The following is a 15,342-nucleotide window of genomic DNA, read 5'->3' as shown; positions in this document are numbered from 1 at the left end:
CCTCTCAGCGCAGTGCCGCAAGCGAGTTCCGCGCCACCCAGCCGGTCTCGTTGCGCGGATCGCCGATGAAGGTGGTCATCAGGGCCGTCAATTTCATGCCGACATAAAGCTGTTCATGGGCGGCCGCGCCGGCCAGCGACAGGGTCGCGAATAGCTTGGCATCGTCGGTGACGCGGCTGATCAACCCTGCCAGCGCGGCACCGTCGCCCTCCGGGAAAGTGAGGCACTGCTCGCCCTCACGCAGCCGTCCCGCAAAGGAAGGATGGTCGGACAGGATCAGCGGGGTTCGCGTGGCCAGCGCCTCGTAGATCACGTTGGGCAGCCCTTCCGCATAGGCATGGTGCGACGGCACCACCACCATGTCGCTTTCCCGCATGCGACGCCGAACCTCGTCATGGGGGATGAGGCCGAGAAACTCGACCCGATCGGCGATGCCCAGACCGGCCGCGCGGGCTTTCCACCCGTCGATGTCGCCCTTGCCGGCAAGGCGCAGCGTCACTCGCCGACCCTGGTCACGCAGCAACGCCACGGCCTGGAGGCAGTCGCCCACGCCCTTGGTCTCGATCAGCATGCCGGCGAACATCAGGACAGGGTTGGCCGGATCAGTTACGGACGTGCGGGGTTGTGGATCGACCGGCAGGCGGCTCCAGTCCCACGGCACGATGCGGTTCTTGGGATAGAGCAAGGCCTGGGACAGCGAGCGCGAGGCGTTCAGGCTGTGATTGGCGACGCAGGGAAAATTGCGACCGCGCAGCAGCAGACCCAGCCTGGCGTTCCGGTAGAGCGCACGAAGGCTGTCATTGGCGAACAGGTCGGCAAAGCTTGCCAGGGTGGGCACGTCGTGACGGCGCGCCCAGCCCAGCAACCCCCGGTGCACGGTGCGGCAGAAGATCAGGTCCGGGCGCTCGGCCTCCGCCAGCTTCTCGACCACGTCGCTGCGCCACACCTCGCCCTCAGCCAGGCCGATCGCCCGCAGTCCGGGCGCGAGCTCTGTCTGGTACGGGCCGCCCATGGTGGACACGATCAGCACGTCATGCTGTTCCGCCAGCGCGGACACCACGTCGACCGATGCCCGCTGATCGCGATAATCCTCGGGGCCGCCATCGCGCAGGCGCGTCCATGCTTCGGCATAATTGCCGGACTGAAGAAACAGCAGCTTCACAGGAGCAAGTCCGCAGGCGCATAAACGCCGCATTGCGGATGCTTCATGTCCCAAATCCGCTTTGCATCGGTCACGTCCACGCCTCGCAATGTCTGCTGTGCTGCAAGGGCGCTAGCGGCTCCGTGCGGTTGCGGCAAGCAGCGGCGACGGGCTTTGGCGGCGACGCAGCATGAAGCTCTGCTCGCACCATATTGGCAACGAGACAGCGGGCCGATAGGGATATGGGCATAGCCGCGCTGACCCGCATTGCGCGATGTCGGCATGCGTTTGTGCGCCTGCGTCGTTCGGCTGGGATTTGGGGGGCAAGATGCTGCTACGGATTGATCCGCTTTGGGCGCGCGTCGCCGGTCGCCTCGGCGGCAATCGATCGCCCCGCGACGTGGCCGTCGAAACGGTCGAGCTTGCGCCCGCAATCGTCCGCCCGTCTCCCGCGGCGATCGCGCTTCCCGGCGAGTTCGACCGCGTCATCCAGTTCCAGCACGAAACCTCGCCGGAGCATGAATTGTCCCGTGTCTCCGCGGGCGACCGCCGCCATGGCGCGACCACGGCCTATCGCCTGAAGGACGTGTTGCTGGCCGACGGCCGCATCTATTATCGCGGCGGGTATACCAACTTTCGGCAGACGGACTACCGGCGTGTGCTCACGGGCCCCATGGAGCATATCATGCAGGCGGCACTTACGACATCGTCGGTTGCGGAACGCTATTTCGGGCATTGGCTGTGCGACGCCCTGCTCATGGAGCAGCTCGCCGCGCAAAGGGGATTGCCGGCGCTGACGTTTGAGCGTCGGGCCTGGTCGCATGAGCCGGGTTATCGCGCCGCTTTGGGTCTCGACGCGACAAAGGTTCGTCAGGCGACCGTTGGCGATCTATGGCTGTTCGACGATGTCGGCCTGAACGACGGCATGGTGGAACGGCTGCAGGCGCTGCGTGGCCGTATCGCCGCGCGCAGACCGGCGGAAGGGCCGTCGCATGTCTTCATGCGGCGCGGCGCTATGGGCACGGCGCGGGTCCTGACAAATCAGCAGGCGATCGAGGATGCTCTGGCCCAGCGTGGTTTCACCATCATAGATCCCGAGCAGATGGCCGTGGACGCACTGATCGCCACCCTGTCCCACGCGCGCACGGTGGTGCTGGTGGAAGGGTCGGCGCAGAGCCACGTCATCCACACCATGCGCAAGGGAGGCGTGGCGCTGACCATCCAGCCGCCCCGCCGGTTCAACGCGGTGTTGAAGCCTTATGCCGACGCACTCGGCTTCCACTGGGCCTATGCGGTGGCTGATGATGCCGAGAACGGCTTCACCATGCCTGTCGACCGGTTGCTCCGGACGATGGACCTGGCGGAGACTGCGGCAGGCGCCTGATCGGGCTGCCGATCAGAACACCGCCGCGACAAGCTTCGCGAACGCCTCGGCGCGGTGGCTGATGGCGTGCTTTTCCTCTGCGGACAGTTCGGCATAGGTGCGGTCGTGGCCGTGGGGCACGAACACCGGATCGAAGCCGAAGCCGATCTTGCCGCGCGGTGGCCAGGCGAGGGAGCCTTCGGCGCGGCCTTCGAAGCTTTCGACATGGCCGTCGGGCCAGCAGAGCGAGAGCACGCTGACGAAGCGGGCGTCGCGGCCCGCGTCCGGCCCCTTGGCCTGGATGGCGTCCTCCACCTTCTGCATGGCGAGCGCCCAGTCGCGGCCGTTTGGCGTCTCCGCCCAGTCGGCGGTGTAGACGCCCGGCTCGCCGTTCAGCGCGTCGACGCACAGGCCGCTATCGTCGGCCAGCGCGACCATGCCGGACAGGTCGGCGGAGAAGCGCGCCTTCAGCTCCGAATTGGCGGCGAAGCTGGTGCCCGTCTCCGCCGGCTCCGGTATGTCGAGCGAGGCGGCGGACACCGGCTCGATCCCATAGGGTTCGAGCAGGGCGCGGATTTCCCGCACCTTGCCTTCATTGTGACTGGCGATCACCAGCTTGCCGGGCATCAGCTTGCGATGCGGCACCACGGGCGGCTCCTCGTCGATCAGCTCGATGGTCACCGCCCGGTCGCCTTCGACTGGGCGGCGAAGATGCCGTTGCAGCCGATCCGCGCCAGGCGGAGCAGGCGCAGCAACGCCTCCTCGTCATAGGTGGCGCCCTCGGCCGTCGCCTGCGCCTCGGCGATGTTGCCGTCGGACAGCAATACGAAATTCGCGTCGGCATGGGCGGAACTGTCCTCGACATAATCGAGGTCCAGCACCGGCGTGCCTTCCCAGATACCGCAGGACACGGCCGCGACCTGGGCCTTGATCGGATCCGTGGCGAGCAGCCCCTTCGCCATCAATCCGTCCACCGCGATGCGCAGCGCCACCCACGCGCCCGAGATGGAGGCGGTGCGGGTGCCGCCGTCTGCCTGGATGACGTCGCAGTCGAGCGTGATCTGGCGTTCGCCCAGCGCCGTCAGATCGCAGACGGATCGCAAGGAGCGGCCGATAAGCCGCTGGATTTCCTGGGTGCGGCCGGACTGCTTGCCCTTGGCCGCCTCACGGCTGCCGCGCGTATGCGTGGCGCGCGGCAACATGCCATATTCCGCCGTGACCCAGCCCTGGCCCTTGCCGCGCAGGAACGGCGGCACCTTTTCCTCGATCGAGGCGGTGACCAGCACCTTGGTTTCGCCGAAGCCGATCAGGCATGATCCCTCGGCATGGCGGGTGTAGCCGGGCGTGATGGTGATCGCCCGCATTTCGTCTGGGGCGCGGCCGCTGGGGCGCATGGCAAACTCCTGTATGATATGCCCTTGCTCATATTGAGGCGCGAGGGCTTTGCAAAGGCGCGTCCCGCGCGACCAGGCGCATCGTGGACGATTGAGCGGCGGGGCCCGACGCACTAGATCCGGTGCATGATGGCGACCATTCCCGAAATGACCACGCGCGCCCGCGACGTGTTCCGGCTGGTGGTGGAAGGCTATCTCGACAGCGGAATGCCGGTCGGATCGCGTACCTTGTCGCGGGTCAGCGGGCTAAACCTGTCGCCCGCCTCGATCCGCAGCGTGATGCAGGACCTGGAGGAGATGGGCCTGCTGGCCGCACCGCACACCTCCGCCGGGCGGATGCCGACAGAGAGCGGACTGCGCCTGTTCGTGGACGCGATGATGCAGACCGCCGAACCGTCGGAGCAGGAGCGGGCGGTGATCGAGGCGCAGGCGCGCGGGCCGCTGGAGGAGGCGCTTGCCGCGACCAGTCAGGTGCTGTCCGGCCTGTCCGCCTGCGCCGGACTGGTGCTGGTGCCGCGCGGAGAGCCGGTGTTGCGGCAATTCTCCTTCCTGCCGCTCAATCACGAGCGTGCGGTGGCGGTGCTGGTCGGCGCGGACGGAACGGTGGAGAACCGGGTCGTGGACCTGCCCGCCGGCGTCGGGCCGTCCGCCCTCAACGATGCCGCTAACTACATCAGCGCGCGTCTGTCGGGCCTGACACTGGGCGAGGCGCAGGTGCGGTTGGCCGACGAGATTGCGCGGGGACGATCGGCGCTGGATGCCGCCGCGCAGGGGCTGGTGCGGCGTGGGCTCGCCATCTGGTCGGAGGATGGGTCGCGCCGCCCGGTGATGATCGTGCGCGGCGCGGCCAATCTGATCGACGCCACGGCGGCGGAGGATCTGGAGCGGGTGCGGCAGTTGCTGGACGAGATCGAGGGCAAGGAGGAAATCGTCCGCCTGCTCGACAGCGCGCGCGGTGCGCGGGCGATGAAGATCTTCATCGGATCGGAAAACAAGCTGTTCGCGTTGTCGGGATCGTCGGTGATCGCCGCGCCCTATCATGCCGCCGACGGGCGCGTGGTCGGTGTCGTGGGGGTTATCGGCCCGACCCGGTTGAACTATGCGCGCGTGGTGCCCATGGTGGACTTCACCGCACAAACCCTGACGAGATTGATGGCATGAACAACGATACGACCGCCTCCGAAGACCTGCGCGACGAAACCGCGGCGGAAGCGCCCGAGGTGGCGGAGCATGATGCGGCCGAAGGGCTGAAGGCCGAACTGGAGGATCTGCGCAAGCAATTGCTCTACACCCAGGCCGAGACGCAGAATGTCCGCCGCCGGATGGAAAAGGATGCGGCCGATGCCCGTGCCTATGCCGCGACCGGCTTTGCCCGCGACATGCTGTCGGTGGCCGACAACCTCACCCGCGCGCTGGCGGCGATCCCGCCGGCGATGCGCGAGGAAGAGGGCACCAAGGCGCTTGTCACCGGCCTTGAGATGACTGCCAAGGAGCTGGACAATGTGTTCCAGCGCAACGGCATCACCAGGATCGACAGCCTTGGCGCGAAGCTCGACCCCAACAAGCATCAGGCGATGATCGAGCTGCCGAGCGACCAGGAGCCGGGCACGATCGTGCAGGAAATGCAGGCCGGCTACATGATCAAGGAACGTCTGCTGCGTCCGGCCTTGGTCGGCGTGGCGAAGGCGGGCGAGACCCCCGGCGTCAACGCCAGCGCATGAGGCGCAACGCCGTGGCGTGAAGACTCTCGCCACGGCGTCCTCCCCCACGATCCAACAACCCGTCGCCCCTGCGAAGGCAGGGGCCCATCTCTCTCCCGGCGAAGCTCCGCACTTCTGGCGGAAGCACGCGGGCTCACCCCAGACCCGCCTCGGTCAGCAAAGCCGCAAGCTGCGGCGCAGCTTGGCCGCGTCGCTTCGCCAGAAAGGCATGCTCCACGATCATCGCCTGCTGCTCGATCCCATAGCGGCGAAGCATCCGCCCGTCCTTGAGGCGGTATGCGTAGCGGCAGAAGGGGTGCCGGCGGAGCGGCAGGAACAGCCCGCGCTGATGCTGCCACACATGCGTCAGCTCATGTACGAACAGGGCCTGGAGCCGCAGCGGGGCGACGGCATAATCATCGCGCCACAGGCCGCCGTCGGGATGGAACCAGATATGGCCATCCGGCGCCATCACCACATTGCGTGGCTGGAATGGCCACCATGCGCGGCGATGCACCCGAACGGGATCGAGGTCGAGCGCCGTCCCGAACATGTCCCGCGCCATGCCCCGCTCGCCTGATGTCAAGGCACGACCGGGATCGCGCTGCCAGCGGCCGATCAATAGGGTGCATCCGCGCCGGCGGCGACGGTTTTCGCCTCCGCCTCCGCCACGCCACCGCTCCTGAACCCGAAGCGGAGGGGGACGGCGGTGCCGGGCGCAACCGCCGTGTCCAGGCCGTAGACCATGGCGTGCCGTACCGCGGGCGCGAAGGTGATCGTACCCCGTGCCGGCACATCGACCATGTCGAGCGGCTTCATGGTGGTCATGCCCTGTCCGCCCGCCATGCTGGCGTGCAATTCGATGCGGGGACCGAGCGCGCTGGCCACCTCCACCAACGCATCGTCCCGCCGCCCGCCATGGATGGTGAAGTAAGCGGCCGCCGGCTGTCCCGGCACGGCCGGCAGGCGGATCCACGCCTGCGTCACGCGCGGGTCGGCCGGGCCGCGATCGCACGCCGCCAGCAGCAGAAGCGGTGCAAGCAAGGCGGGGCGAAGCGTCATTGTCGTCCTTTCCCACGATAAGCGGCGCCATGTCGATGGCTACGCACATGCGCTTCTTGCGGCATCGTTTCGCCTCCCTATATCGCTAGCACAATCCGCCATTCGGGGGAACGCGTCAGCCTGTTGAGGGGGCGCGCCGAAGGGCGCCGAACAGGGTAGCAAGAGGAACACAATGGCCAAAGTCATCGGCATCGACCTGGGCACGACCAACAGCTGCGTCGCCGTCATGGAAGGCGGCAAGCCCAAGGTGATCGAGAATGCGGAGGGTGCGCGCACGACGCCCTCGATCGTCGCCTTCGCCAAGGATGGGGAGCGACTGATCGGCCAGCCGGCCAAGCGCCAGGCGGTCACCAATCCCGACAACACCATCTTCGCGGTGAAGCGCCTGATCGGCCGCCGCTTCGACGATCCCGTCACCAAGCGCGACACGGAGCTGGTTCCGTACGACATCGTGCGCGGCCAGAATGGCGATGCGTGGGTCCAGGCGGGCGGCAAGGATTATTCGCCGTCGCAGATTTCGGCCTTCACGCTCCAGAAGATGAAGGAAACCGCCGAGGCGTACCTTGGCGAGACGGTGACCCAGGCGGTCATCACGGTTCCGGCCTACTTCAACGACGCGCAGCGCCAGGCGACCAAGGACGCCGGCCAGATTGCGGGTCTTGAGGTGCTGCGCATCATCAACGAGCCGACGGCAGCCGCGCTTGCCTATGGGCTTGAGAAGGACACCAACAAGACGATCGCGGTCTATGACCTCGGCGGCGGCACGTTCGACGTGTCCGTGCTGGAGATCGGCGACGGCGTGTTCGAGGTGAAGTCAACCAACGGCGACACCTTCCTGGGCGGCGAGGATTTCGACGCCAAGCTGGTCGAATATCTCGCCTCCGATTTCCAGAAGGCGGAGGGGATCGACCTCACCAAGGATCGCCTCGCTCTCCAGCGTCTGAAGGAAGCGGCCGAAAAGGCCAAGATCGAGCTGTCGTCGGCACAGACGACCGAGGTCAACCTGCCCTTCATCACCGCCGACGCGACCGGTCCGAAGCACCTGGTCAAGTCGATCAGCCGCACCGACCTGGAGCGTCTGGTCGAGGAGCTGATCAGGCGCACGATCGAACCGATGCGCAAGGCGCTGGTCGATGCGGGTCTGAAGGCGGATCAGATCGACGAAGTCGTGCTGGTCGGCGGCATGACCCGCATGCCCAAGGTGCGCGAGGCCGTGAAGCAGTTCTTCGGCAAGGAACCGCATACCGGCGTCAACCCCGATGAGGTGGTGGCGATCGGCGCGGCGGTGCAGGCCGGCGTGCTGCAGGGCGACGTCAAGGACGTGCTGCTGCTCGACGTGACGCCTTTGTCGCTGGGCATCGAGACGCTGGGCGGCATCATGACCAAGATGATCGACCGCAACACGACGATCCCGACCAAGAAGTCGCAGACCTACTCGACCGCGGACGATAATCAGAACGCCGTCACGATCCGCGTCTTCCAGGGCGAGCGCGAGATGGCGCAGGACAACAAGATGCTGGGTCAGTTCGACCTGATCGGCATTCCGCCGGCTCCACGCGGCGTGCCGCAGATCGAGGTGACGTTCGACATCGACGCGAACGGCATCGTGAACGTGTCCGCCAAGGACAAGGGCACGGGCAAGGAGCAGCAGATCAAGATCCAGGCATCGGGCGGCCTGAACGACGCCGATATTGACAAGATGGTCAAGGATGCCGAGGCGTTCGCGGAAGAGGACAAGAAGCGTCGTGCTTCGGCCGAAGCCAAGAACAATGCCGAGAGCCTGGTCCATTCGACCGAGAGCCAGCTGCGCGAGCATGGCGACAAGGTCGATGCCGGCCTGAAGTCCGAGATCGAGAGCGCGATCGTGGCCGTGCGCGGCGCGATCGACAGCAACGATCCCGAGCAGATGACCGAGAAGACCCAGGCGCTGGCGCAAGTCGCCATGAAGATGGGACAGGCCATTTACGAGCAGGAGCAGGCTGCGGGGGCGCAGGCCGCCGCGGGCGGTGCCGGCGAGGCCAAGAATGATGACGTGGTCGACGCCGAATTCTCCGAGGTCGACGACACCAAGTAAGCACCTGTGGAGCCCCTTTCCCTTTGACGGGAGAGGGGCTCACATTGTGGATATTCGATGGCTGACACCGATTATTACGAACTGCTCCAGGTAGAGCGCACGGCCGACGACCGGACGATCAAGTCGTCTTATCGGCGCATCGCGATGGAGTGCCACCCCGATCGCAATCCGGGCTGCACTGTGTCCGAGGAGCGTTTCAAGGCCGTTAGCCAAGCCTATGACATCTTAAAAGACCCGCAGAAGCGGGCCGCCTACGACCGTTGCGGTCATGCTGCCTTTCAGCAGGGTAGCGGCGGTGGTGGCGGCGGCCACGCCCAGGGTTTTGAAGGTTTCTCGGATATCTTCGAGAATATCTTTGGCGAGTTCATGGGCGGTGGGGGCCGTCAGCGTGGCGGATCGTCGGTGCAGCGCGGCGCCGACCTGCGCTACGACCTGGAAATCAGCCTGGAAGACGCGTTCCATGGCAAGGACGAGACCATCCGCGTCGATGTTGCCGCGCAATGCACCGTCTGCGAGGGATCGGGCGCGAAGCCCGGCACGTCGGCGCGGGGCTGCCCGACCTGCCACGGTCACGGCAAGGTACGCGCGCAGCAGGGCTTTTTCGTGGTGGAGCGGACCTGCCCGACCTGTCACGGCCGGGGCGAGGTGATTGCCGAGCCCTGCGGCGAATGCCGGGGCGAGGGCCGCGTGGAACGGTCCAAGACGCTGGAGGTCAAGATCCCGCGCGGCGTGGACGAAGGCACGCGCATCCGGATGACCGGCGAAGGCGAGGCGGGTGCGCGCGGCGGGCCGGCCGGCGACCTCTACATCTTCCTGCACGTGCGGCCACATTCGTTGTTCCAGCGTGAGGGCACGGCCCTGTTCGCCCGTGCGCCGATCAGCTTCTCGACGGCCGCACTGGGTGGGTCGATCACCGTTCCCGGCCTGGACGGCGAAGCGCACGAAATCCGTATCCCGGCCGGCATCCAGTCCGGCAAGCAATTGCGCCAGCGGGGCGCGGGTATGCCGGTGCTGAACGGGCGCGGGCAGGGCGACCTGGTGATCCAGATCGATGTGGAAACGCCGACCAAGCTGACGGCGCGCCAGAAAGAGCTGTTGGAGGAGTTCCGCTCCACCGAGACCGGCGAGGAATGCCCGGAGGCGAGCGGCTTCTTCAGCCGGTTGAAGGGAATGCTGGGCGCGGATTGAGGCCGCGCCGACGCACCTGCTCCTTACTCCAGCAGTCGACCGATCCGCCGCCTCCGGCGCGACCGGCGGCTGTCCGCCGGGTTCCGCAACGCGATCAGGCCGTGATCCTCAAGGCGGCAGGTGCGGCCCCGGCCGACCTTTCTCGGTTGGAGACGATCACGCTCCGTTCCAGCACGCGACGATGCTGCGCCACAGCCGTTACCGTAATATCAAGTGGGCGGCGAGCATGGTGACCGGGGCGGGGCCCTGAACCAAAAGGTCCACGATCTGCGACAAGTGGCGTCCCGCAAGGCATCGAACGGGCGGTCGATCTCGGCCAGGTACTCAGCCATCTTGCGCCAGCATCTCGCCGAAGCGCACCGGTGAGCGGGAGACGATCCTCCGGTTGGTGGCGCAATCGATCACACGGTCTTCATTGCTGGTCGTAAATCATTGAAAGAGAGCGTTATCTGAAATGTATGACGGAGGCGTTCAGCGACTTCAGGTTCCAGGCAGGTTCTGAACTCGTCCACCTCATGCTGCGGTCCCTCCGCACAGCAGCGGCGTTTCTGATCCGGATCGGCAAATGCCTGATAAACCCGGCCCGGTGCACCGGTAATGTGGTGTTCGATACGAACGTACCGTGGGTGATGGTCGGATCCCGCATGGCATTCTCCGACCGTAAAGGTTGGGCTTCACCGACATGGGCCTGCCTGACAGACAGGTCAGCACTTCACTATCGTTGATGGTTTTGCTTTGTGACGCGGGCACCCTATGTCTGCGCGATGCCCCGTCGTCCCACACCCGGCTTGCCCAGCCATCAGCAGATCCTGGATTTCATCGCCGCCAGCCCGACACCCGCCGGCAAACGGGAGATTGCCAAGGCGTTCGGCCTGCACGGCAATGAGAAGATCCAGCTCAAGGCCCTGCTGAAGGACATGGCCGATGAAGGCCTGATCGACAGCGCCCCCGGCCGCGCCTTTCACAAGATGGGGGGCGTACCGAAGGTCACGGTGCTGCGCATCGTCGATGTGGACGATAGCGGGCAGGCCTATGCCGTGCCCGAAAGCTGGCAGGCCGACGGGCCGCCGCCGAAGCTGCGGGTGATGGAGCGCAGCCGCAAGGGCAGCGCGCTGGGCGTGGGCGACCGCATGCTGGCGCGAACGGAGGAGGCCGGAAAGGGCTGGGTCGCGCATCCGATGAAGCGGCTTGCGCGTGGCGAGGAGCAGGTGCTGGGCGTCCTCCACGAAGAGGGCAGCCGCCTGTGGTTGAAACCCGTCGACAAACGCGAACGGCGTGAACTGCCCGTGTCGGACGCGGGCGAGGCGGTGGCCGGAGACCTGGTGCTGGCGGAAAAGGCCGGACGGCCGCCGCGCATCATGGCCCGCGTGGTTGAGCGACTTGGCGAGCCGTTCGCCCCGCGCAGCTTCAGCCTGATCGCGATCCACAAGCATGGCATCCCCGACCGCTTCAACGAAGAGACCATCGCGGAGGCCGAACGCGTCGCCAAGCAGCCGCTCGGCGAGGGACGGGAGGATCTGCGCCACCTGCCGATCGTGGCGATCGACCCCGCCGATGCGCGCGACCATGACGATGCGGTGTGGGCAGCGGCGGACGAGGACCCCGCCAATGCCGGCGGCTTCAAGGCCATCATCGCGATCGCGGATGTCAGCTTCTATGTGCGGCCGGGATCGGATCTCGACCGGGAAGCACGGCGGCGCGGCAACAGCGTCTATTTCCCGGACCGGGTCGTGCCGATGCTGCCGGAGGAATTGTCGGCTGACATCTGCTCCTTGAAGCAGGGTCAGGATCGCGCCGCTTTGGTGTGCCACATGGTGCTGGATGCAAAGGGGGCGATGACCTCCTGGCGGTTCACCCGCGCGGTGATCCGGGTAGCGGCGAACATCGCCTATGAGGATGCGCAGGCGGCGATCGACGGGCGCGAGACAGGGGTGGACCCGGCTTTGGTCCAGGATGCGCTCAAGCCGTTATGGGCGGCCTGGGCCGCGCTGGCCAAGTCGCGGGACAAGCGCGAGCCGCTCGACCTCGACCTGCCGGAACGGCGCGTCATGCTGGATGAAAATGGGCGCATCCTCTCGGTCGCCCCGCGCGAACGGCTTGATGCGCACCGGCTGATCGAGGACTTTATGATCGCCGCCAACGTCGCCGCAGCCAAGGCGTTGGAGGCCAAGAAGGCGCCGGTCATGTACCGCGTCCACGAACCGCCGAGCCGCGAGAAACTGGTGGCGTTGAAGGAGTATCTCGACACGTTCGGGATCAGCTTCGCCATGGGGCAGGTGATCCGCCCCGCCACCTTCAACCGCCTGCTCGACACTGTCGGGGAGCGGGACGAGCGGCCGCAGATCATGGAGCAGGTGCTGCGCACCCAGACGCAGGCTTATTACGCGCCGACCAATGCCGGCCATTTCGGCCTGTCGCTGGGCAGCTATGCCCATTTCACCAGCCCGATCCGGCGCTATGCCGACCTGCTGGTGCACCGTTCGCTGGTCGGCGCCCATCACCTCGATCCGCAGTCCAAGCAGACCGCGCTGCCGATGGCGGATGCCGAGAACATGACCCGCATCGGCGAGGCGATCAGCGCGGCCGAGCGCCGGGCGATGGAGGCGGAACGGGACACGATCGACCGCTATGTCGCCGCCTATCTCTCGACCCAGGTCGGGGAGTTGGTGGATACGCGCATCACGGGCGTGCAGGCGTTCGGCTTCTTCGCCACGGTGGTGGGGCTGGGGGGCGATGGGCTGGTGCCCGTCTCCACCCTCGGCCGCGAATATTTCCGCTATGACGAAGCGTCCCAGACGCTGGAGGGCGAGGAGAGCGGCACGCGGTATGCCTCGGGCATGACGCTGAAGCTGAGGCTGGTGGAGGCCAATCCGATTTCGGGGGCGCTGCGTTTCGAGGTGGAGGGTGGCGAGGAGCAGGGCCGCACTTCGCCACGGCAGGTGCGCAAGGATCGTGTCATCAACCGGCGCGGCCGTCCGGCCAATATCCGGCACAGCAACAAGCGGCGGCGGTAAAGCTCCCGGGCAGGATTGGAAGCAAGGAGGCTTGCGGTGAACCGTGTGCGGCGTCATCGGCATGTCACATGCTGCCTCCACCGGAGCGGCGCAGGAGGCGACGTGATGCGATTTTCGATGGGTTTCAGCGCGCTGGTGGCCGGCGCGCTGGCGAGTACGTCCCCGGCGGCGATCCCGCCCCGGCCGAAGCTGGTGGTGGCGATCTCGATCGACCAGTTCTCGGCGGAATTGTTCGGCCGCTATCGCTCGACCTACGCCCAGGGCCTCAAGCGCCTGTCCGACGGCATCACCTTCACCGGTTACCAGAGCCATGGCGGGACAGAGACCTGTCCCGGTCACTCGACCCTGCTGACCGGGCGCCATCCTTCCGGCACCGGCATTCCGGCCAACGACTGGACGGAGCGGCAGAACTGGTCGGAGGTCTATTGCGTCACCGTGCCCGGCGCCGACAAGGATGCGCGTGGACCGCAGAATCTGCGCGCCAGCACGTTCGGTGAATGGCTGAAGCAGGCGGAACCCGGCGCCCGCGTCGTCTCCATCTCCGGCAAGGACCGCGCGGCAATCATGATGGGCGGGCACAAGGTGGACGCCGTTTACTGGTGGCAGGACGGGAAGGGGTTCACCACCTCATCCTATGCCGGCCCGGCAACGCCCGAAGTGACCGACCCTGCGGACCGATTCAATGCCGGGATGATGAAGGACTGGAGCAGGCACGCGCCGCAGCTCTGGCCGGCCGGCAGCCCGGCGGTATGCCAGTCGCTGATGAAGCAGGAGACGTTCGGTCGCATCACGCGCTCGGGCCGGATCCCGCCGGATCAGGCGAGCGCGGCGATGCGCGCGCCCGATTATCTCTCCACCACCGGCTTCCAGGATCAGTTGCGCGCCTCGCCGATGCTCGACACGCTGGTGCTGGACTTCGCACGTCGGGTCGCCAGGCAGCGCCGCCTGGGCAAGGGGCCGGCGACCGACCTGCTGGCGCTCAGTTTCTCCGCCACCGACTCGATCGGCCATCGCTACGGCAATGGCGGGCCGGAGGAATGCGCGCAGGTGGCGGCGCTCGACCGGACGCTGGGGGCCTTGTTCGCGCAATTGGACGGGTTGCACGTGCCTTATGTGGTAGTGTTGAGCGCGGATCATGGCGGGTTCGATGCCGCCGAGCGGGCCAAGGCGCGCTTCCCGGATGCCTATCGCCTGGACAGCGGCGCCTTCCGCAAGGCGATGGTGCCCGCGTTGAGCGGGACGCTGGGTATCGCCGATCCCGTATCGGCCAGCGACATCCAGCAGATCTACATCAAGGCGGCGCCCGGATCGGCCGACTTCACGCGGACCGAGCAGGCCGCCATCGCCTGGTTGAAGACGCGCCCCGAGGTGGCAGCGGCCTATACACGAGCGGAGGTCGCGGCCGCCGTGCCGCCAAAGGGCAAGCCGGTGACCGACCTGACGCTGCTGGAGCGGTTCAACGAAAGCTTCGTCCCCGATCGGAGCGGCGATATCTTCATCGCCTTCAAGCCGCATGCCAGCTTCGGCATACCCGCGACACCGACCGCCAGCGTGGCGGGGCATGGATCGCCATGGGATTATGACCGGCAGGTGCCGATGCTGTTCTGGTGGCGCGGCGTGACGCCCGATCAGCGGAGCGAGCCGGTGGAGACGGTGGACATCGCGCCGACGCTGGCGGCAATCACCGGGGTTCCGGTGCCGCAGGTCGACGGCAAGTGCCTGCCACAGGTAGCGGGCGAGTGCCGCTGACCTGACCGGCTATCGTCCCGGCTGGATGTACGGAGTCGAACCCCGGAACCCCGGGCCACAATGGTCCGGGTTTCTGGGCTCTCGCTTTCGCGAGAGCACGGAGGTGCTTGGATGAGCGGGCAGGAGCTTCCGGCCTTCCACCCTGTCCCCATGCGCCCCTGACCGGCGATCGCCAGCCGCCCGAAGGCAGCTTCACAGGCGGGGAAGCGTGACCCCGCGCTGCGCCATATATTTGCCGGCGCGGTCGGCATAGCTGACCTCGCACGGCTCGTCGCCCTTCAGGAACAGGAACTGGCAGGCGCCTTCATTGGCGTAGATCTTGGCCGGCAGCGGCGTGGTGTTGGAAAATTCCAGCGTCACGTGGCCCTCCCAGCCGGGTTCCAGCGGCGTCACGTTCACGATGATGCCGCAACGCGCATAGGTCGACTTGCCGAGACAGATCACCAGCACGTCGCGGGGCACGCGGAAATATTCCACCGTGCGGGCCAGCGCGAAGCTGTTGGGCGGGATGATGCACACGTCGGTCTTGCGATCGACGAAGCTGTTGGCGGCGAAATCCTTGGGGTCGACCACCGCATTGTCGACGTTGGTGAAGATCTTGAACTCGTCCGCCACGCGCGCGTCATAGCCGTAGGAGGACAGGCCGTAGCTGATGCA

13 protein-coding genes are annotated in these 15,342 nt (G+C 66.6%); 7 read left to right on the top strand and 6 right to left on the bottom strand.

All coding sequences use genetic code 11. The annotated features are described in order from the left end of the window. Nucleotides 1-4 precede the first annotated feature (4 nt). Entirely contained in the window at nt 5-1,162 is a 1,158-nt protein-coding gene (locus Q0D93_RS13035; RefSeq protein ID WP_294395104.1) for a glycosyltransferase, read from the bottom strand. Between the two features lie 307 nt (nt 1,163-1,469). Here Q0D93_RS13035 and Q0D93_RS13030 point away from each other — a divergent pair, with 307 nt between their 5' ends. After that, complete coding sequence (locus Q0D93_RS13030; RefSeq protein WP_294395102.1) at nt 1,470-2,525, top strand: glycosyltransferase family 61 protein; 1,056 nt, start codon at nt 1,470-1,472, stop codon at nt 2,523-2,525. 12 nt (nt 2,526-2,537) lie between these two features. Here the strand turns inward: Q0D93_RS13030 and rdgB are convergent, their stop codons facing one another. Together rdgB and rph are read right to left on the bottom strand one after the other, a co-directional pair. Then, a complete protein-coding gene (gene rdgB / locus Q0D93_RS13025; protein ID WP_294395144.1) occupies nt 2,538-3,131 on the bottom strand; it encodes an RdgB/HAM1 family non-canonical purine NTP pyrophosphatase in 594 nt (197 codons plus the stop codon). A 50-nt stretch (nt 3,132-3,181) separates the two neighbouring features. Then, on the bottom strand, nt 3,182-3,898 hold the full coding sequence (rph, locus tag Q0D93_RS13020) for a ribonuclease PH (RefSeq protein WP_294395101.1): 717 nt from the start codon (nt 3,896-3,898) through the stop codon (nt 3,182-3,184). Between the two features lie 126 nt (nt 3,899-4,024). Here rph and hrcA point away from each other — a divergent pair, with 126 nt between their 5' ends. Both hrcA and grpE read left to right on the top strand, forming a co-directional pair. After that, nucleotides 4,025-5,059: a heat-inducible transcriptional repressor HrcA gene (gene hrcA, locus Q0D93_RS13015; RefSeq protein WP_294395099.1), complete on the top strand. Its 1,035-nt coding sequence runs from the start codon at nt 4,025-4,027 to the stop codon at nt 5,057-5,059. Continuing rightward, entirely contained in the window at nt 5,056-5,619 is a 564-nt protein-coding gene (gene grpE, locus Q0D93_RS13010; RefSeq protein ID WP_294395098.1) for a nucleotide exchange factor GrpE, read from the top strand. Before hrcA ends, grpE begins: the two co-directional genes overlap by 4 nt. A gap of 133 nt (nt 5,620-5,752) precedes the next feature. Here the strand turns inward: grpE and Q0D93_RS13005 are convergent, their stop codons facing one another. Then, on the bottom strand, nt 5,753-6,163 hold the full coding sequence (locus Q0D93_RS13005; protein ID WP_294395094.1) for a vgr related protein: 411 nt from the start codon (nt 6,161-6,163) through the stop codon (nt 5,753-5,755). A 53-nt stretch (nt 6,164-6,216) separates the two neighbouring features. Then, nucleotides 6,217-6,660 carry a copper chaperone PCu(A)C gene (locus Q0D93_RS13000; protein WP_294395092.1) on the bottom strand — a complete coding sequence of 148 codons (444 nt, stop codon included), beginning with the start codon at nt 6,658-6,660 and terminating at the stop codon, nt 6,217-6,219. Between the two features lie 172 nt (nt 6,661-6,832). Here Q0D93_RS13000 and dnaK point away from each other — a divergent pair, with 172 nt between their 5' ends. From dnaK to Q0D93_RS12980, 4 genes are all read left to right on the top strand, one after another. After that, nucleotides 6,833-8,734: a molecular chaperone DnaK gene (dnaK, locus tag Q0D93_RS12995; protein WP_294395090.1), complete on the top strand. Its 1,902-nt coding sequence runs from the start codon at nt 6,833-6,835 to the stop codon at nt 8,732-8,734. A 57-nt stretch (nt 8,735-8,791) separates the two neighbouring features. Then, entirely contained in the window at nt 8,792-9,922 is a 1,131-nt protein-coding gene (gene dnaJ / locus Q0D93_RS12990) for a molecular chaperone DnaJ (protein ID WP_294395088.1), read from the top strand. A 764-nt stretch (nt 9,923-10,686) separates the two neighbouring features. Further along, nucleotides 10,687-12,936: a ribonuclease R gene (rnr, locus tag Q0D93_RS12985; RefSeq protein WP_294395142.1), complete on the top strand. Its 2,250-nt coding sequence runs from the start codon at nt 10,687-10,689 to the stop codon at nt 12,934-12,936. 105 nt (nt 12,937-13,041) lie between these two features. Then, nucleotides 13,042-14,685, top strand: coding sequence for an alkaline phosphatase family protein (locus Q0D93_RS12980; RefSeq protein WP_294395141.1), 1,644 nt, complete (start codon nt 13,042-13,044; stop codon nt 14,683-14,685). A gap of 192 nt (nt 14,686-14,877) precedes the next feature. Here Q0D93_RS12980 and dcd read toward each other — a convergent pair. Continuing rightward, nucleotides 14,878-15,342: dCTP deaminase (gene dcd / locus Q0D93_RS12975; RefSeq protein ID WP_294395086.1), on the bottom strand; the 465-nt coding region annotated here is incomplete at its 5' end.

The sequence above is a fragment of the uncultured Sphingomonas sp. genome (assembly GCF_934560975.1).
Classification (GTDB): domain Bacteria; phylum Pseudomonadota; class Alphaproteobacteria; order Sphingomonadales; family Sphingomonadaceae; genus Sphingomonas_I.
The sequence above is the reverse complement of the archived record's forward strand: the minus strand, read 5'-3'. Positions and strand labels throughout refer to the sequence as shown.